At 63.0% G+C, this 17,577-nt stretch carries 21 protein-coding genes; 7 read left to right on the top strand and 14 right to left on the bottom strand.

Annotated features, from left to right (window positions below; all coding sequences use genetic code 11):
- Positions 1 to 39 precede the first annotated feature (39 nt).
- Positions 40 to 1,320, bottom strand: a complete 1,281-nt coding sequence (locus SX1_RS17095) for an MFS transporter (RefSeq protein WP_019053972.1) — start codon at positions 1,318 to 1,320, stop codon at positions 40 to 42.
- Positions 1,321 to 1,343: 23 nt separating this feature from the next.
- Positions 1,344 to 2,141: a TrmH family RNA methyltransferase gene (locus SX1_RS17090; protein WP_026149860.1), complete on the bottom strand. Its 798-nt coding sequence runs from the start codon at positions 2,139 to 2,141 to the stop codon at positions 1,344 to 1,346.
- 127 nt (positions 2,142 to 2,268) lie between these two features.
- On the opposite strand from SX1_RS17090, the gene SX1_RS17085 reads away from it, so the two are divergent.
- Positions 2,269 to 3,348 carry an AI-2E family transporter gene (locus SX1_RS17085; RefSeq protein ID WP_026149859.1) on the top strand — a complete coding sequence of 360 codons (1,080 nt, stop codon included), beginning with the start codon at positions 2,269 to 2,271 and terminating at the stop codon, positions 3,346 to 3,348.
- A 116-nt stretch (positions 3,349 to 3,464) separates the two neighbouring features.
- On the opposite strand, the gene SX1_RS17080 is transcribed toward SX1_RS17085, so the two are convergent.
- The 4 genes from SX1_RS17080 to SX1_RS17065 are packed head-to-tail and all read right to left on the bottom strand — an operon-like array spanning position 3,465 to position 5,542.
- A complete protein-coding gene (locus SX1_RS17080; RefSeq protein ID WP_017181075.1) occupies positions 3,465 to 3,737 on the bottom strand; it encodes an HPr family phosphocarrier protein in 273 nt (90 codons plus the stop codon).
- Complete coding sequence (locus SX1_RS17075; protein ID WP_017181076.1) at positions 3,734 to 4,138, bottom strand: PTS sugar transporter subunit IIA; 405 nt, start codon at positions 4,136 to 4,138, stop codon at positions 3,734 to 3,736. The genes SX1_RS17080 and SX1_RS17075 overlap by 4 nt, the downstream gene beginning before the upstream one ends.
- A gap of 22 nt (positions 4,139 to 4,160) precedes the next feature.
- A complete protein-coding gene (gene rapZ / locus SX1_RS17070; RefSeq protein WP_019053969.1) occupies positions 4,161 to 5,099 on the bottom strand; it encodes an RNase adapter RapZ in 939 nt (312 codons plus the stop codon).
- Positions 5,096 to 5,542: an HPr kinase/phosphorylase gene (locus SX1_RS17065; RefSeq protein WP_019053968.1), complete on the bottom strand. Its 447-nt coding sequence runs from the start codon at positions 5,540 to 5,542 to the stop codon at positions 5,096 to 5,098. The genes rapZ and SX1_RS17065 overlap by 4 nt, the downstream gene beginning before the upstream one ends.
- A gap of 222 nt (positions 5,543 to 5,764) precedes the next feature.
- Between SX1_RS17065 and SX1_RS17060 the strand changes: the two genes are divergently transcribed.
- Positions 5,765 to 6,160, top strand: a complete 396-nt coding sequence (locus SX1_RS17060; protein ID WP_019053967.1) for a hypothetical protein — start codon at positions 5,765 to 5,767, stop codon at positions 6,158 to 6,160.
- A 248-nt stretch (positions 6,161 to 6,408) separates the two neighbouring features.
- Here SX1_RS17060 and rplL read toward each other — a convergent pair whose 3' ends face one another.
- The 3 genes from rplL to SX1_RS17045 all read right to left on the bottom strand — a co-directional run bounded on the left by rplL (position 6,409) and on the right by SX1_RS17045 (position 9,859).
- Complete coding sequence (gene rplL, locus SX1_RS17055; protein WP_017181080.1) at positions 6,409 to 6,783, bottom strand: 50S ribosomal protein L7/L12; 375 nt, start codon at positions 6,781 to 6,783, stop codon at positions 6,409 to 6,411.
- Between the two features lie 72 nt (positions 6,784 to 6,855).
- Positions 6,856 to 7,371 (bottom strand): 50S ribosomal protein L10, encoded by a 516-nt coding sequence (gene rplJ, locus SX1_RS17050; protein WP_019053966.1) that lies wholly within the window; start codon positions 7,369 to 7,371, stop codon positions 6,856 to 6,858.
- A 382-nt stretch (positions 7,372 to 7,753) separates the two neighbouring features.
- Positions 7,754 to 9,859: a RelA/SpoT family protein gene (locus tag SX1_RS17045; protein ID WP_019053965.1), complete on the bottom strand. Its 2,106-nt coding sequence runs from the start codon at positions 9,857 to 9,859 to the stop codon at positions 7,754 to 7,756.
- Positions 9,860 to 9,970: 111 nt separating this feature from the next.
- Between SX1_RS17045 and SX1_RS17040 the strand changes: the two genes are divergently transcribed.
- The 3 genes from SX1_RS17040 (at position 9,971) to SX1_RS17030 (ending at position 12,445) form a co-directional block, all read left to right on the top strand.
- Positions 9,971 to 10,453: a winged helix-turn-helix transcriptional regulator gene (locus SX1_RS17040; protein ID WP_019053964.1), complete on the top strand. Its 483-nt coding sequence runs from the start codon at positions 9,971 to 9,973 to the stop codon at positions 10,451 to 10,453.
- A gap of 85 nt (positions 10,454 to 10,538) precedes the next feature.
- Positions 10,539 to 11,645 carry a sensor histidine kinase gene (locus SX1_RS17035; protein ID WP_017181084.1) on the top strand — a complete coding sequence of 369 codons (1,107 nt, stop codon included), beginning with the start codon at positions 10,539 to 10,541 and terminating at the stop codon, positions 11,643 to 11,645.
- Positions 11,642 to 12,445: a LytR/AlgR family response regulator transcription factor gene (locus tag SX1_RS17030; protein ID WP_017181085.1), complete on the top strand. Its 804-nt coding sequence runs from the start codon at positions 11,642 to 11,644 to the stop codon at positions 12,443 to 12,445. The genes SX1_RS17035 and SX1_RS17030 overlap by 4 nt, the downstream gene beginning before the upstream one ends.
- 79 nt (positions 12,446 to 12,524) lie before the next feature.
- Here SX1_RS17030 and SX1_RS17025 read toward each other — a convergent pair whose 3' ends face one another.
- Positions 12,525 to 12,818, bottom strand: a complete 294-nt coding sequence (locus SX1_RS17025) for a GIY-YIG nuclease family protein (RefSeq protein WP_019053963.1) — start codon at positions 12,816 to 12,818, stop codon at positions 12,525 to 12,527.
- A gap of 105 nt (positions 12,819 to 12,923) precedes the next feature.
- On the bottom strand, positions 12,924 to 13,340 hold the full coding sequence (locus tag SX1_RS17020; RefSeq protein ID WP_019053962.1) for a GtrA family protein: 417 nt from the start codon (positions 13,338 to 13,340) through the stop codon (positions 12,924 to 12,926).
- Between the two features lie 42 nt (positions 13,341 to 13,382).
- Between SX1_RS17020 and SX1_RS17015 the strand changes: the two genes are divergently transcribed.
- The gene (locus SX1_RS17015) at positions 13,383 to 15,281 is read left to right on the top strand and encodes a hypothetical protein (protein ID WP_019053961.1); all 1,899 of its coding nucleotides are present in this window, start codon (positions 13,383 to 13,385) and stop codon (positions 15,279 to 15,281) included.
- On the opposite strand, the gene SX1_RS17010 is transcribed toward SX1_RS17015, so the two are convergent.
- Positions 15,243 to 15,701: a nucleoside deaminase gene (locus SX1_RS17010; protein ID WP_026149858.1), complete on the bottom strand. Its 459-nt coding sequence runs from the start codon at positions 15,699 to 15,701 to the stop codon at positions 15,243 to 15,245. The genes SX1_RS17015 and SX1_RS17010 overlap by 39 nt on opposite strands.
- A 40-nt stretch (positions 15,702 to 15,741) precedes the next feature.
- A complete protein-coding gene (locus SX1_RS17005) occupies positions 15,742 to 15,963 on the bottom strand; it encodes a hypothetical protein (protein ID WP_017181090.1) in 222 nt (73 codons plus the stop codon).
- Between the two features lie 143 nt (positions 15,964 to 16,106).
- On the opposite strand from SX1_RS17005, the gene rpmB reads away from it, so the two are divergent.
- The gene (rpmB, locus tag SX1_RS17000; protein WP_017181091.1) at positions 16,107 to 16,400 is read left to right on the top strand and encodes a 50S ribosomal protein L28; all 294 of its coding nucleotides are present in this window, start codon (positions 16,107 to 16,109) and stop codon (positions 16,398 to 16,400) included.
- A gap of 186 nt (positions 16,401 to 16,586) precedes the next feature.
- Here the strand turns inward: rpmB and SX1_RS16995 are convergent, their stop codons facing one another.
- Complete coding sequence (locus tag SX1_RS16995) at positions 16,587 to 17,570, bottom strand: esterase-like activity of phytase family protein (protein WP_026149857.1); 984 nt, start codon at positions 17,568 to 17,570, stop codon at positions 16,587 to 16,589.
- Positions 17,571 to 17,577: the final 7 nt, after the last annotated feature.

Raw genomic sequence — 17,577 nt, 5'->3', positions numbered from 1 at the left:
TTTGCCACGACATGGTAAAGCCTGAATTAACGCTGTTTGTCAGTGATCCGGCAAGCTGCGCCCGCGGCTGGTCCACCACAGGCCGCCCAGGCTGATCAACGCGGCCAGCGACATATAGAGGCCGACGAGCGCAACGCCCTGCGCCCCGATCAGCCAGGTCGCGACGATCGGGGCCAGCGCACCGCCGATGATGCCGCCGAGATTGAAGGCGAAGGACGCGCCGGTGTAGCGCAACTGGATCGGGAAGAGGGCAGGCAGATAGGCGCCCAGCGGGCCGTAGATGAAGCCCATCATGAAGAGCGCGAGGCTGAGCGCCACGAAGATGGGCAGCAGCGCGCCGGTGCCCATCAGCGGACCAAAGACAAGCCCCATCCCGACCGTACCTACACAGCCCCAGGCCAGGGCAGTGGTGGGGCTGCTGCGGTCGGCCCACCATCCGGCCAGGATGATGCTGGCTGCCATGAACAGGATGGCCCCCAACTGGATGGCGAGGAAGATTTCCCGGTCGATCTTCAGCGCGGTGGTGCCGTAACCAAGCGCAAAGGCGGTGGCGATATAATAGACCGCAAAGCAGGCGGCGCAGGCAAAGGTGCCGGCGATCGCCGCGCCCAGATGGGTGGAAAGCAGGGTGGCGAGCGGTACGGCGGGCGGCGGCGTTTCCTTTTGCGCAGCGGCAAATTCCGGGGTTTCGGTGAGTTTGAGCCGCACCCACAGGCCCAATATCACCAGCACGGCGCTGCCCAGAAATGGCAAGCGCCAGCCCCAGGCCAGGAAATCCTGTTCGCTGAGCAGCGCCCCCAGGATCAGGAACAGGCCGTTGGCGGCGATGAAGCCGACCGGCGCGCCGAGTTGCGGGAACATGCCGAAGCGCGCGCGCCAGCCGGGCGGCGCATTTTCCACCGCCAGCAGGGCCGCCCCGCCCCATTCGCCGCCCAGCCCGAAGCCCTGACCAAAGCGCAGCACGCACAGGATGAGCGGCGCCCAATAGCCGATCATCGCATAGGTCGGCAGGAAGCCGATCAACAGGGTGCAGCCGCCCATCAGCATCAGCGATGCGACCAGCGTCGCCTTTCGCCCGACGCGATCGCCATAATGGCCGAACACCGCTGCGCCCACAGGGCGCGCGAAGAAGGCGAGGGCCAGGCTGCCATAGGACGCCATCAGCTGCGCCGTGGGAGAGGAGGAGGGAAAGAAGAGCGAGGGGAAGATCAGGCTGGCGGCGGTCGCATAGATGTAGAAGTCGTAAAACTCGACCGCCGTGCCGACCAGGCTGGCGGTCAGCACCCGCTTGTACCGCCACATTTCACCGATGCCGCTCATCCGTGCCCCCGCACCCGCCATCCTCAACCCCTTCTTTTCTGGTTCAGCAGTTCATAGGCCATCACGGCGGTCGCCACCGCCGCGTTCAGGCTGTCGGCCTTCCCCAGCATCGGCATCTTGACCAGCAGATCGCATTCCGCCTCGTAGGATTCGGGCAGTCCCTGCGCTTCATTGCCGACGAGCAGGAAGGACGGGCTTTGATAGCGCGGTTCCTGATAATCCTGCGTGGCTTTCAGGCTGGTGCCGATCAGTTCGCCCGGTCCCTGCCGCAACCAGTGCATGAATTCGCCCCAGCGCGCCTGGGTGATCGACTGGGTGAACAACGCGCCCATCGATGCGCGCACCGATTCGACCGAGAAGGGGTCGACGCAATCGTCGATCAGGATCAGCCCGCCTGCGCCCACTGCATCGCCGGTGCGCAATATCGTGCCCAGATTGCCCGGATCGCGCAGCGATTGCGCGACGATCCAGATGTCGGCGCTGTTGCGGTCCAGCCTGTCCAGCGGGGTCAGCCGGTCGCGATAGACGCCGACCACGGCCTGCGCATTGTCCTTGCCGCTGATTTTCGAGAGGATGTCGGCGGACGTTTCGATGACGTCGCCGCCTGCCGCCTCCATCGCCGCGATCAGATCGATCGCCAGCGGGTGGGTGGACCCGGCATGGAACAGCATTTCAGGGAGCACGCCTTCCTCGCGCGCTTCCGTCAGGATGCGCAAGCCTTCGGCCAGAAACAGCCCTTCGGCCTTGCGAAATTTCTTTTCGCGCAGGGATCGGACGCGCTTCACCAGCGGGTTGGAAAATCCGGTGATTTCGCGTGCCACGTTGCGTCTGTTCCCGATTGGCGGAAGAAGCGGCTTCTCTACCGGCGGATTGCATAAAAGGACAGGGGGCATGGAACCTGCGCGCACCCCCATGGATTTGCCGCCCGATCTTGCTTACGGGGGTGAAATGACCACGCCGCATACCAACCACAACCGCATCGAGGACGGATTCTTCCTCGGCCTCGTCATTCTGGTCACGATAGCCTTTGCCTTTGTGCTGGAGCCTTTCTTCGCCGCAGTGCTGTGGGGCGTGATCATCGCGGTCCTGTTCTGGCCCATAAACCAGCGGATCGCTGCCCGGATGCCGGGGCACCGCAACAGCGCGGCGCTGCTGACGCTGCTGCTGATCATCGCGATCGTCATCATCCCCGCCATCCTGTTGTCGGTCGCGCTGATCCAGGAAGCGGTGCATTTCTATGCCCAGATCCAGTCGGGCAAGATCGATTTTGCGCGCATGTTCGCGCAGATGCAGAACGGCTTGCCGGAATGGGCGCATGGCATGTTGCGGCGGATCGGGTTCAGCAATTTCGACGCCGCCCGCGTCACCGTGACCAACGGCATTACCAGCAGTTTCCGTACATTGGCCGGGCAGGCTTTGCTGATCGGGCAGGGGGCGTTCAGCTTCATCGTTGCGCTGGGCGTCATGCTCTATCTCGCCTTCTTCCTGTTGCGCGACGGGGAACGGCTGTCGCAACGCTTCGCCGATGCTGCGCCCCTGCGCCCGCATCAGCGCGAGGCGCTGTTGCATCGCTTCGTCGTGGTGATCCGCGCCACGGTGAAAGGCAGCCTGGTGGTCGCCATCGTGCAGGGCTTTATTGGCGGGGTCATCTTCTGGATGCTGGGCATTCAGGGCGCGCTGCTGTGGGGCGTGCTGATGGGCGCATTTTCGCTACTGCCCGCCATCGGATCGGCGCTGGTGTGGGCGCCGGTCGCCCTCTATCTGTTTGCGACCGGGGCGATTTGGCAGGGCGCGGTGCTGGTGGGGGCCGGGGCGCTGATCATCGGATCGGTCGACAATCTGCTGCGCCCGATACTGGTCGGCCGCGAAACGCGAATCCCTGACTATGTCGTGCTGATTTCGACGCTGGGCGGGATCGAGATGTTCGGCTTTAACGGCATCGTCATCGGCCCGGTGATCGCGGCATTGTTCATCGCGACGTGGAACATCTTTACCCAGATGCGGCGGGAAGGCGAAGTGGGGCAATAGGGCCGCAGGCTACATCCGTTCGGGCTGCGCTTGTCGAAGCCATCCACTGAGCGGAGCGAAGTGCCTCCCTGCGGTCGGTTGAGCCCCTCGACTTCGCTCAGGGCGAACGGATATGTCTACTCTTCCCCGAACTTGTCCTCGACCAGGCCGACCAGCTTGCCCAGGGAATCGGCGGCGTCCGGCCCGGTTGCCTTGATAGTGATGCTGTCGCCCATGGCCGCGCCCAGCATCATCAGCCCCATGATCGACGTGCCGGTCACGTCGCTGCCATCCTTGCTGACGATGATGTTGGCGGGCAGGCCGCTGGCCAGCGTCACGAATTTGGCGCTCGCGCGGGCGTGGAGACCGCGTTTGTTGCTGATGAGGACTAACTGGCTGACTTCATTCATGTGGTGCTGCCCAACAGTTCCGACGCAACGCTGATATATTTCTGTCCCGCCTCCCGCGCGGCGGCGACGGCGGCTTTCACGTCCATCACCTTGCGCGCGCTTTCCAGCCGGATCAGCATGGGCAGGTTGATGCCCGCGATCACCTCGATCTCGCCCGCCTTGAGCAGCGAAATCGCCAGATTGGATGGAGTGCCGCCGAACAGGTCGGTCAGCAATATGACGCCGCTGCCGTCGTTCACGCGCGCAACGGCGGTCGCGATGTCGGCGCGGCGCAATTCCATGTCATCATCCGGCCCGATGCAGATCGTTTCGATCTGCTGTTGCGGGCCGACGACATGCTCCATCGCGACGACGAATTCGGTCGCGAGCGACCCATGGGTGACGAGTACAAGTCCGATCATGTGCTTTTGCGGCCCACCTGCTTCATGATATTGCTTTCGGGCCTCCCGGTGGGCGCTTCTCCAGACTATCCTGTGGCGCCGATTCCATATTGCGGTGCGAGACCGTGGGCGAAAAGCCCGCGTCTTGCAAGTATCTGGCGACGCGTTCGGCCACATGGACCGACCGATGCCGTCCCCCGGTGCAGCCAAACGCGACGGTAATGTAGGCTTTCCCGGCCTCTGCGTAGCGCGGCAACACTATTTTGAGCAGTTCCTCGATCTTGCCGACCGCTTCCTCATAGGCGGGGTCCGCCATGATATAGGCGGCGACATCCGCGTCCTGCCCCGTCTTGTCCCGCAGCGCGTCGTCCCAATGCGGGTTGCGCAGGAAACGCATGTCGAACATCAGGTCGGCGTTGCGCGGCATCCCGCGCGAAAAGCCGAAGGACAAGATGGTCAGCACCGGGTCCGACAGCCGCTCCCGCGAGAAACGGTCGCGGATCGCCTGTTGCAGGGCGTTGCTGGAGAAGCTGGTGGTGTCGATCACCTGGCTGGCCCAGCGGCGCAGCGGCTCGGTCAGTTCGCGTTCGCGCGCGATCCCGTCAGCCGCCGGGCGATCGAGCGCCAGCGGATGGCGCCGCCGGGTTTCGGCAAAGCGGCGCTCCAGTTCGGTGCCGGAGCAGTCGAGGAACAGGGTTTCGACATCATGGCCATGATTGTCGCGCAGCGCCTTGATCCGCTGGACGATCGCATTGGCATCGAAACCGCGTGTGCGCGCGTCGATGCCGAGCGCCAATGGCCGGTCGTCCGCGCCCGCATGGCCCGCGGGCAGAGGGGTGTCGAGCAGCCGGTCGAGCAGCACCAGCGGCAGATTGTCCACCACTTCCCAGCCCATATCCTCCAGCGTTTTGAGCGCCGTGGTCTTGCCCGCGCCCGACACGCCGGACAGGAGGAGGATGGATTTGGGGTGAGACTGGGTCATGGGGTGCCCGCCCCCTGATCCAGCATCCGCAGCGCCAGTTCGACCTTGATCGGCGCGGAGGCCTCCAGCGGCGCGATTTTGACGACGCGCACGTTGATCCCGGCCACCGTCCGCATGACCGGCTCCAGCGGCATCCGGTCCACCTTGTCGAACAGATCGACGATCAGCGCGACCGGCACATCGGCGACATGGGGCATCGCCACGATGCCAAGCCCGCGCACCTCCATCTTGCCGATGATGGTCGCGGGCGCAGTGGCGACCAGTTGCCCGTCCACCCGCTTGACCAGCGTATAATCATCGCTGATCAGCACCGCCCCCCGGTCGATCAGCCGTAGCGCCAGGTCCGACTTCCCGATCCCGCTCACCCCGCACAGCAGCACCGCGCGGCCGCCAATGGCTACGCTGGTCGCATGAAGCGTTTCGGATGAAAGGGCGCGCGGCATATCTGTTCCACTTGTAGAACAGACTGGGGGAAAGTGGGAACGGGTTTTTGGGACAGGGGCGTGCCACTGTGGGGCGGGCGAGGGGGCCGGTTGCGCAGGGGCTTCGTGATTGCGGCGTACGGCGGGAGACAGCGGGGAGCGCTGCGCGACCCTGGATGCTGACTTTCGTCAGCATGACGGGGAGGGGGTGGATGGCGGTCGTTTCTGGTGTAGCCTTACCGTATGCGATCCCACTTTGAATTTCGTTCACCTGACCTGCTAACCCGCAACGACGAAGCCGTGCCATATGGCAAGCCAGTTGCCGAAATGCTCGCGACGCAGCTTCCGGCATATGGCTATGAAGTCGAACGTATCGTGCAGGACGATTGGGGCTGGCTCGTTCGCTTAGTCAATCCATCTTTCCCGCTGTGGATCGGTTGTGGCCACTACGAAGAGTACCCCGATGGCCACCTCTGTTTCATCGAGCCTTCACGGCCATACGTTCGACGTTGGTTGAAGCGGGTTTCCACCGCTGAGATTGTCGAGCGGCTGGCAACCGCGCTTGAAAAAATCGTCCGCGATAGCGGACAGGCAACCGATCTTCATTGGTGGACCGACACCGGAGCAGGTACGGGCTGACGTCCGCTATTGGTCGGCTTCCCGCCATTCACCGCCGCCGTCATCCTGACGGAAGTCAGGATCCATTGGCTCTACCTCTCGTAGAATCACGACCGCCCGGTGAATGGATCCCGGATCAAGTCCGGGATGACGGAGAGTGCGAACGCAACGTCGCAATACAGAAAAAGGGCGGCACCTTTCGGCACCGCCCCATTATTCGCCAACCCTAAGGCCAGCCGGTCAGCCTCGCATGAAGCGAGGCATCCCGATTACTTGAGTTCGACGGTCGCGCCGGCTTCTTCAAGCTGCTTCTTGACCTTCTCGGCCTCTTCCTTGTTCACGCCTTCCTTGATCGCCTTGGGAGCCGACTCAACCAGGGTCTTGGCTTCGGTCAGGCCCAGGCCGGTGATGGCGCGGACTTCCTTGATGACGTTGATCTTCTTGCCACCGTCGCCGGTCAGGATCACGTCGAATTCGGTCTGCTCTTCAGCGGCGGCGGCGGCGGGGCCAGCGGCGGGGCCAGCGACGGCGACGGCGGCGGCGGCGCTAACGCCCCACTTTTCTTCCAGAGCCTTCGACAGGTCGGCGGCTTCGAGGACGGTCAGGGCCGAAAGCTGTTCGACCAGTGCGTTGATGTCTGCCATGATATTTTTCCTTCTAAACGGGGTGAACCCCGCAATATGTTGAAACGATTACAGGAAGCTGGTTGCGACCGATCAGGCCGCTTCCTTCTCCGCATAGGCGTTGAAGACACGAGCGAGCTGCGAAGCCGGCGTCTGGATGACGGTAGCGAGCTTGGTTGCCGGCGCCTGGATGAGGCCGACAATCTTTGCACGCAGTTCGTCCAGCGAGGGCATCGATGCGAGCGCTTTGACGCCCTCTGCATCGAGCAGCACACCGCCCATTGCGCCGCCAACGATCTCAAGCTTGTCGTTGGTCTTGGCGAAATCGATCACCACCTTGGCGGCGGCGACCGGATCGGCCGAGGTGGCCAGCGCAACCGGGCCGGTCAGCATGGAGCTGATCGTTTCGTATTGCGTGTCCTTCAGCGCGATCTTGGCGAGCTTGTTCTTCGTAACCTTGTAGGACGCGCCAGCTTCGCGCATCTTCTGCCGCAGGATCGTCGACTGTGCGACGGTCATGCCCAGGTTGCGTGTGACCACGACAACACCCAGGTCGGCAAAAGTAGCGTTCAGCGTGGTGACGACCTCAGATTTCTGATTACGATCCATGCCATTCTCCACTTCATGTCCACCGGAAAACCCGATGAACGGCAAAAACCCGCGTGCAAGCACACGGGATGTTAGTCCGAAGGGGAGAGATCGACTGGCCGTTCGTCCGTATGAAGGAAGGCGGCAGACCCGAAACAGACCATGATGGCCCGCCCGGTAAAGAACTTTTCCCCGTCTAGGCTGGACATTAAGAGGGGCGAATTCCCCTCACCAACTGTCTCGGACGGTGAACCCGCAAGGGGTTCGCTGCGGGGCCATTAGCGGGGAAGGGGCGCAATGTCACGCGGAAATTCCTGACACCGTTCGCCCTGAGCGAAGCAAGGTGCCTTCGCCTCCGCTCAGGGGAAGGCTTCGACTTCACTCAGCCCGAACGGCTGATGCCTTAAACCCTGTCCGCCTGTACCACTGTGTCGAGCGCGCGCAGCGCTGACAATATCCGCATCAGATGCTGGGCGTCGGCGACTTCCAGGTCGATGATGTCGGTGTGGAACGGGCCTTCGCGGTTGACCAGTTGCAGGTTGAGGATGTTCGCCTTGGTCGCGCCGAACACCTTGGTGACCGCGGCCAGCGCGCCCGGCTGGTTCTGGACGATGACCTGCAACCGCGCGGTGCCACCCTTCGACTTGCTGTCCCAGGACAGGTCGACCCAGTCGTCATCCTGCCCCGCTTCGAGCGTGCGGCAGTCGATCGTGTGCACTTCGATCGGCCCGCCAGTGCGGCGGATGCCGACGATGCGGTCGCCCGGCACCGGGTGGCAGCAATCGGACAGGCTGTAGGCGATGCCCGGTGTCAGCCCACGGATGGAGATGGGCGCGTGCTGGCGCGGATGGGATTGTTCCATGTCCTTGCCGGTGGTGGAGCCGGGAACCAGCGCCTCCATCACTTCCGAATCGAGCAGCCGATGCGTCGCGATCGCCACCATCAGCGCGGCGCGATCATCGAGCTTCAATCGCTTGAGCGCCGCCTTGAGCGCTTTGTCGCCTAGTTCGCTGGCTAGATCGGGGGAGAAGCGGCCGACAATTTCCTCATACAGTTTTTCGCCCAGCGCGACTTCCTCGCCCCGCTGCTTCTGGCGAATATAGCGGCGAATTGCCGCGCGCGCCTTGCCGGTGATGGCGAAGGTCAGCCAGCCCGGTTGCGGTTCCTGCCCGTCGGATTTGAGGATTTCGACCTGATCGCCATTGTCCAGGCTGGTGCGCAGCGGCACGACCCGTCCGTTAACCTTCGCGCCCACCGTCTGGTTGCCGAGCGAGGTATGCACCGCATAGGCGAAGTCCACCGGGGTCGATCCCTTGGGCAGCTGGTGCAGTTCCCCCTTGGGCGAGAAGGCGAAGATGCGGTCCTGATACATGGCCATGCGGGTATGTTCGAGCAGCTCGTCCGCATCCTGGCTCTGTTCCAATATTTCGACCAGGTCGCGCAGCCATGCCGCATTACGGTCGCTCGCGTCGCCCTTCTGCTTGTAGGCCCAATGCGCCGCCAGTCCGAGTTCGGCGTCATGATGCATGTCGCGGCTGCGGATCTGCACCTCGATCCGGGCATTGTCCTGATGGATGACGGTGGTGTGCAGCGAGCGATAGCCGTTGCGTTTGGGCGTGGAGATATAATCCTTGAACCGGCCCGGCACCATCTTGAACGTCTGGTGGATGACGCCCAGCGCGCGGTAGCAGTCCGCGGTCGTCTCGGTAATCACGCGGAACGCCATCACGTCGGTCAGCTGTTCAAAGCTGATATGGCGCTCCTGCATCTTCTTCCAGATCGAGAAGGGATGTTTTTCGCGCCCCGACACGGTGACCGGAATGTCCGATCCGCCCAGCAACAGCTGCAATTCCGCGCCGATCCGGTCGACCTTGTCATGGCCGCCTTCCTTGAGCTGCTCCAGCCGCCGGGTGATGCTGGCATAGGCTTCCGGCTCGATCTCGCGAAAGGCCAGCAACTGCATTTCGCGCATGAAATCATACATGCCGATCCGTTCCGCGAGCGGCGCGTAGATATCCATCGTCTCCTTGGCGATGCGGCGGCGCTTGTCGGGATTCTTGATGAAATGCAGCGTGCGCATATTGTGCAGCCGGTCGGCCAGCTTGACCAGCAGCACCCGGATGTCGTCCGACATGGCGAGCAGGAATTTGCGGAGATTTTCCGCCGCCCGCTCATTCTCGCTCATCGCCTCGATCTTGGAGAGCTTGGTGACGCCATCGACCATGCGCGCGACATCCTTGCCGAACGCCGCCTCAATCTCCGCATAGGTGACCAGCGTATCCTCGATCGTGTCGTGCAGCAGCGCGGTCACGATCGTCTGGTCGTCCAGCCCGAAGTCGGTGAGGATGCCCGCCACCTCGATCGGGTGGCTGAAATAGGGGTCGCCGCTGGCGCGCTTCTGGCTGCCATGCTTCTGGACCGAAAAGACATAGGCGCGGTTGATCATCGCTTCATCCGCGTTGGGATCATAGCGTTTGACGCGCTCGACTAGTTCATACTGGCGTAACATCGTTTCCCGATTGTGTGGGAAGTGCCTTGCAGCGCAACAAAAAAATCCCATCTGCCCTAAATACACAGCGCTTTTGCAACTGTCGCTGCTTTGGGCTATCTAGTCATCACCATGAAACATAATCTGGCACAGGATCTGGAACAATGCGCGCTCCCCAGTGCGCTGGAGGCGATGGGAGAGCGCTGGTCTTTCCTTATCCTGCGTGGCGCCCTGTCGGGAATCCGCCATTTCGAGGAGTTTCAGTCGACGCTGGGAATCGCTCGCAACATCCTGGCCAACCGCCTCGCCCGGCTGGTCGAAAACGGCATCATGCTGCGGCAACCCATGCAGTGCGACCGGCGCAAGGTGGAATATCGCCTGACGGAAAAGGGGCGGGAACTGGCCCCGGTCATGATCGCCCTGCGCCAGTGGGGCGAAAAATGGAGCTGCGGCACGGTGTCGTGCCAGGTGCTGGCCGACCGGCGCGACGGCTTGCCGATCCGCAGGGTCACGATACAGGCGCATGACGGGCGCGAACTGGACCTGAACGACCTGGTCTGGCTGTGCCCCGACCAAGTCACCCCGATGGCGGAGGATTCCGCTGCCGCCGCCTGACGGGCGGGCGCAGCGCGGCCAGGGTGAGGACGTCCTGGGCGGCGGCGGCTTCACCAGCCGCTTCAAATCGCCTAGGCTGCCTGCAATGTCTGTTCATCCCTTTCAGCCCCAGCCCTTTTTCGCGGACAAGAATCGCGCCTTCTGGAACCTGCAATCGCTGGGCTGGGCCGGCGCGTTCCTGTTGCGCGGATCGTCCACCATCGCCAATGGCCAGCCGCTATCCAGCCTGGTGCCGGTGCTGATTTCCACCGTCACCGGCTATTCGGTGACGTTGTTGATCGCGGTGATGTTTCGCTTCCTGCTCAAGCGCAAACCGATCGTCACCTGGGGCGCATCGATCCTGACTGTCGTGGCCGCCGCGGCGCTGGTCGCCTTTATCGACGCCTGGGTCTTTTCGACCCAGAACAAGGGCAGCGAGACGGCGGGGCTGCAACTGTTCCTGGGCGCTTTCTATCTGTCGATGACGCTATTGGGCGCATGGTCGGCGCTTTATTATGCAATCAATTTCTATCTGACGGTGGAGGAACAGGCCGACCAGCTGCTCCATCTGGAAAATCAGGCGTCGAGCGCGCAGCTGGCGATGCTGCGCTATCAGCTCAACCCGCATTTCCTGTTCAACACGCTCAATTCCATCTCCACGCTGGTGCTGCTCAAACAGACCGATCGTGCCAATGCGATGCTCTCGCGCCTGTCCTCCTTCCTGCGCTATACCCTCATCAACGAGCCGACCGCGCAGGTGACGATCGAGCAGGAGATCGAAACGCTCAAACTCTATCTGGAGATTGAGAAGATGCGGTTCGAGGACCGGCTGCGTCCGGTATTCACCATCGACCCGGCGGTTGCGCGGGCGCGCCTGCCATCCCTGCTGCTTCAGCCGCTGGTCGAAAATGCGATCAAATATGCCGTGACGCCCAAGGAGGAGGGGGCGGACATAACCGTCAGCGCGCAGCCTGCCGGTGAAAATGTGCGGATCGTCGTATCCGATACCGGGCCGGGATTGAATGAAAGCGGAATGAAGCCACACATTGCCGTCAGCGAAGGGACGGGCGTGGGCCTGCCAAACATCCGCGACCGGCTCATTCAGGCTTTCGGGGAACGACAGAGCTTTGAAACACGTTCAAGTCCCGGCGGTTTTTCGGTGATCATCGAAATCCCGCTCAATTTGGAAGATTCATCGAAAGTGGCCGCATGACCATCAGAACAATCCTCGTCGACGACGAAAGCCTTGCTACGCAAGGGCTTATGCTGCGTCTGCAAGCGCATGAGGATGTCGAAATTATCGAAACCTGCAACAATGGGCGCGAAGCGATCCGCGCTATCAAGACGCATAAGCCCGACCTTGTGTTCCTGGACATCCAGATGCCCGGTTTTGACGGATTTTCCGTCGTTCAGGGGATCATGGAAGTCGAACCGCCGCTCTTCATCTTCGTCACCGCCTATATGGACCATGCGATTCGCGCGTTCGAGGCGCAGGCGGTCGATTATCTGCTAAAACCCGTGGAAGAAGGCCGTCTGGCCGACGCACTCGACCGGGTGCGCCTGCGCCTGTCGGACAAGCGGCAGGTGCAGGAAGCGGAGAAGCTGCGCGAGGTGCTGGCTGAAGTCGCGCCCCAGGCGATGAGCGACTTCATCGTGGCGGAAGAGGAAGGCCCGGCGTCCAATCGCTTCGAAAAGCTCATCAACATCAAGGATCGCGGCCAGATTTTCCGCGTCGATGTCGATTCGATCGAGCGGATCGACGCGGCAGGCGACTATATGTGCATCTACACCGCCGACAACAGCCTGATCCTGCGCGAAACCATGAAGGATCTGGAAAAGCGGCTCGACCCGCGCAATTTCCAGCGCGTCCATCGCTCCACCATCGTGAATCTCAGCCAAGTGAAGCAGGTCAAGCCGCACACTAATGGCGAATGTTTCCTAGTGCTGGAATCAGGCGCCCAGGTAAAGGTCAGCCGCTCCTACCGCGACGTGGTGGCGCGGTTCGTGCATTAAATAGAACATCGTGTTCCCGCGCAGGCGGGAATCCAGTTCGCAGGACGGGACTGGGTTCCCGCCTGCGCGGGAACACGGCTTATGTGGCGATATCCTCAAACAGGTCACGCCACGTTGGGTTCACTTCCTCGATCATGCGCAGCTTCCATTTGCGCTCCCATTTCTTCATCCGCAACTCGCGCTGGCGCGCTTCCTGAATGTCGTCATAGGCTTCGTACCAGACCAGCAAGTGACAGCGATATTTGGCGCTGAATTCACCGCCAAAGCCGTTGCGATGTTGCCAGGCCCGTTGAACGAGATCGCTGGTCACGCCAAGATATAGCGTCCCGTTCTGGCTGCTTGCCATCAGATAGACATAACCGGGTTTGGCCATGCCGAAATTCTACCGTGTTCCCGCGCAGGCGGGAACCCAGTCCAGAGGGCGGAACCAGGCTCCCGCCTTCGCGGCAGCACGCTGTGTTAAAAATCGCCCAATGGACTATTTGAACACCCATTGGCGGTTCAGTCCGAACATGACTGCGGGTGTTACGAAGATCATTGCCGGGATGGGTGACCATTCGGGCCAGCCCATATGGGTCACGCATAGCCATACCCACAGGGCGTTGAGCGCATAGCTGACCAGTGACACCGCGACGAAGCGGATGCCGCGCGATGCGGCCTTGCCGCGGGTGCCGTGGCCGCGGAAGGTGAAGGCGCTGTGGCTGACATAGCCGATGACGACCGCGGCGCCATAGCCGATCAGATTGGCCAGTTGCGGATGCAGACCGGCGAGCGCGGCGAGGCTCCAGTAGATGACCGCCTGGCAGGCGGTGACGAACAGGCCGGTCACGCCATAGCGGACGATTTGCCAGAAGAGCGCGCGATGCTGCGGTGAAAGTCGGTTGATGATGGCCATGGTCCCCGTTGCGCTTTGCCACGGCTCGTTTAGGGGGCAAGAATGAGCTTGAAAAGCGCCGATACCCTGCGCGCGCGGGTGACCCATATTTGGCCTGTCCTGCTGGCGTGGAGCGCGCGGCACTGGAAGTGGCTGACCTTCCTCATCTGGATCGCGATTGCGGTCGCCATGGTCGTCAGCCGCTGGCCCGCCATCCACTGGCTGGTGCTGGGCGATACGGACGACAATATCCGCTATGTGCAGGTGAAGGACTGGCTGGCCGGGCAGGGGTGGTACGACCTGCGCCAATATCGGCTCGATCCGCCGGGCGGCGCCAATATCCACTGGTCGCGTCTGGTCGATATTCCCATTGCCGGGCTGATCCTGTTCTTCCGCGCCTTTATCGACCAGGGGCTGGCCGATCGGCTGGCCTGCGGCATCGCGCCGCTGCTGCCGCTGTTGCTGCTGATGCTCAGCCTGGGCTTTATCGGGCGGCGGCTGGCCGGGCCGCATGGCTGGTTGCTGGCCGCGCTTGCCCCGCTGGCTGCGCAGATGGGGCTGGGCATGTATGCGCCGATGCGGATCGACCATCATGGCTGGCAACTGGCGCTGGCAGTGACGATGCTGGCCGGCGTCATCGACGCCAACCGGCTACGCGGCGGGGTGATGGCTGGCGTCAGCAGCGCGCTGTCGATCGCGATCGGCATGGAGATGATCGTCTATCTGGCGGCGGGCGGCGGGCTGATCGCGCTGCGCTGGGTGTTCCGCGAAGGGGCGGAGCGGCGGATGCTGCCTTATGCACTCAGCCTGGGCGGGGCGACTTCGCTCTGCTATCTGCTGTTTGCCAGCTATGCCAATCGCGCGATGGTGTGCGATGCGATTTCGCCCATCTGGGTGGCGGTGTTCGGCGCGGCGTCGGCGGGCATGGTGCTGCTCTCGCTTGCCCCTTTGCGCGGCTGGGCGATGCGGCTGGCGGCAGGCGCAGTCGTGGGCGGCGCGGTGGCGGCCTTCTTCTGGCTGAACTGGCCGCAATGCCTGAGCCCCTATCAGATTTCGCCCGAACTCGAACGACTGTGGCTGGCCAATATCCGGGAGGCCAAGCCGATCACCGCGCAGGCGCAAAGCCTGGTCGTGCCGTTGCTGGCGATTCCGCTGGCGGGGCTGGTCGGGCTGATCTGGGCCTTGTGGGATGCGCGGCGCGATGCGGAGCGGCTATGGGCCTGGGCGACGGTCGGCCTGATGATGCTTTTTTCCACCGCCTTGCTGTTCTGGCAGTTGCGCGCGGGGCCAGCGGCGCAGCTGCTGGCGATCCCGCCTGCCGCCTGGGCCGCGCACCGGCTTGTCGTCGCGATCTTTACCGGCACGCGCCGGGTGCGAATCGCGGCGGGGGCAGGGGTGGCGCTGCTGGCGGCGATCGCCTGCGCCTATCCGCTCTATCCGCAGATCATGCGCGGATGGGCGGAATTGACCGGCAACAAGCCCAGGCCCTGGCGGCCATCCGCCATCGCTCGCAACGATGCGATCAAGAAAGCCAATAGCCGGTGCCGCACGCTGCCCGCGCTGGAGGTGCTGGACCAATTGCCCCCCGCAACCATCTTCACCATGGTCGATCTGGGGCCGCGCCTGATCGCGACGACGCATCATAGTGCGCTGGCCGGTCCCTATCATCGCAATGGTGCGACGATCCTGGACATGCACCACGCCTATGACGGCCCGACCGATGCCTTCCGCCCCATCGCGGCGCGGCATCACGCGACCTATTTGCTGGTGTGCCCCAATTTCCCCGAAGGGACGATCTATCAGTCGCGCAGCCCGCAGGGTTTCTATGCCGACCTGATGCGGGGCGCAATTCCGCGCTGGCTGGTGCCGGTGACACTGAACAGCGGCATGACATTGCCCTATCAGCTCTACCGCATCGATTATTCAGCGTCGGGCAGCAAAAAAATCCCTGAGCAGCGCTGAGGCTTCGGCTTCGGCCAATCCGCCATAGACTTCGGGCCGGTGCAGGCATTGCGGCTGGGCGAACAGGCGCGGCCCCTGCTCGATCGCGCCGCCCTTGGGATCGCCCACGGCATAATATAGCCGCGCGATCCGAGCGTGGGAGATGGCTCCCGCGCACATCGGGCAAGGCTCCAGCGTGACCCACAGGTCGCAGCCTGTCAGGCGAAAATCGCCCAGATGGATGGCCGCCGCCCGCATCGCGACGATTTCGGCATGGGCGGTGGGGTCATGGTCGCGGCGGTTGCGATTCTCGCCCTCGCCAATGATGATGCCGTTTCTGGTCACCACCGCGCCGATCGGCACCTCGCCCGCCATTTCGGCCGCGCGGGCCAGCGCCAGCGCGCGGCGCATCGGATCAGGCAAGGGAAAGGGCGAGGACATGACATCCCCGCCCTTACAGCATCTTGCCCGTCACGCGAACTCAGGGTTTCTTGACGGCGACAGTCGGCACTTCGACGGTTTCGTTGCGGGTGCCAACCTCTACCTTGGCGACGCTGGCTTCATATTTGGGAAGCGCGCCTTCCTTGACGGCGATTTCGGGAAGCCGTCCGTCCCGCGTTTTCTGCAAGTCGATGAAGCCGGTGGCGATGCCGCCAGCCAGCACGAGCAACAGAATGATCAACAGCCCGCCAATGAATCGCATTTCAACCTCCCATATGTTACGGGGCGACAACGCTTCGCCGCGCAAAAGGGTTGCGACACGCCGAGCGGCGGGTTGACGGCCAGAGGGAATCCCGTTATCGGCGCGGCTTTCCGAACGAACCCGAATTACAAGGTTGATTGACTATGTCGCGCATTTGCGAGCTGACCGGCAAGGGTCGCCAGGTGGGTCACAATGTTTCCCACGCCAATAACAAGACCAAGCGGGTGTTCCTGCCGAACCTGCAGAATGTTTCGCTGATCTCCGAAGCGCTGGAAACCAGCGTGAAGCTGCGCGTGTCGACCCATGGTCTGCGTTCGGTCGAACATAATGGCGGCTTGGACAACTGGCTGCTCAAGACTAGCGACGACAAGCTGTCGCTCAAGGCGCGTCGCCTGAAGCGCGACATCGTCAAGAAGCAGGCTGCCGCAGCCGCCTGATTTCTCGATTCGTTTCGGCATAAGAAGCGGCCCCGCAACGGGCCGCTTTTTTGCGTGCGAATGGGGCGCTGGATGGCCCGCAAGCCGCGCCTTTCTGCGCTTCCGGTGCTCACGTACTGAAGTACGCTGCGCGCCGGTTCTCGAAATTCACGACTTGCGATCCACCCTGCACCCCATTCGCAGCTATCAATTCAGCCCGAATTTCAGCAGCAAGGTCCGCTGGAAAAATTCGTGATTATCGTCGGACACGACCCAGATGATTGTCCGCCCGTTCTCCCGGCTGATCGCCAGCCCTTCGAAATTGTCGGCCAGCAGCGGCGGGGCGAGGCGGGCGAGGGTGCGGGCCTTTAGCTCCATGCCCGGTTCCAGCCGTTCGGGCAGGTCGACGATCGCGATCGTCGCGGTGAACAGTTCCTGCAAGGTCAGGCGGCGATTGAGGACCAGCAGGTGCTGCGCGTCCAGCGCCACAGCGTCGGTCGGGCGATAGCCCTGCGGCGGGGTGTAGCGCAGATGGATCGGATCGGCGGTGTCGCTTTCTGCCGGGTCACCGGGAAATAGCAGCGTGTCATGACGCCCATCGGCCGTCATCCCCATCTCGCCGATCGCGATGAAGCGGCCATCGGGCAGGCGCGCGAGCGATTCGATCGATCCGGTCGGGGGCCATGCCATGATCTGCGGCCAGGTGCGGCACGCCTCCACCCGCGCAAAGCCGGGGGAATAGCGGCAGATTGCCTGCTGCAATTCGAACCCCACCCAATAACGGTCGGTCGCACGATCATGGGTCAGCGATTCTGAATCCCAGGCCCACCAGGGGCGATCGCGGTCCTGTGGCCGAATGGGCAGGGGGGCGATGAACGGGCGGCGGCGCGCTTCGCCCGGCCCGACATGCAGCCCCATCAATATGCCGGAATCGCTCAAGGCCAGCACATCGCCCGGCGGCGAGACCAGCATGGCGGAAATGCCGCCAAAGCCCGGATTGGCGCTGCGCAGTTCCCAACCGCCCAGATAGGCAAGCGCGCCCATGCGCCGCAGCGCAGGGTCGTTGGTGCTGAGCGGCAGCGCGCGCGCCGTCACGAGCAGCGCGCCCGGCTGCACGGTTGCAGGTTTGCTGTTGTGCGGGGCGGGCAGCAGCAGGATGGCGAGCGCCAGGACGATCAGGATTCGCGACATTCCGGCT

It is taken from the genome of Sphingobium xenophagum NBRC 107872, assembly GCF_000367345.1.
Lineage (GTDB): Bacteria > Pseudomonadota > Alphaproteobacteria > Sphingomonadales > Sphingomonadaceae > Sphingobium > Sphingobium xenophagum.
Note: the sequence above shows the minus strand (reverse complement) of the source record. Positions and strands in the feature narration are given on the sequence as shown.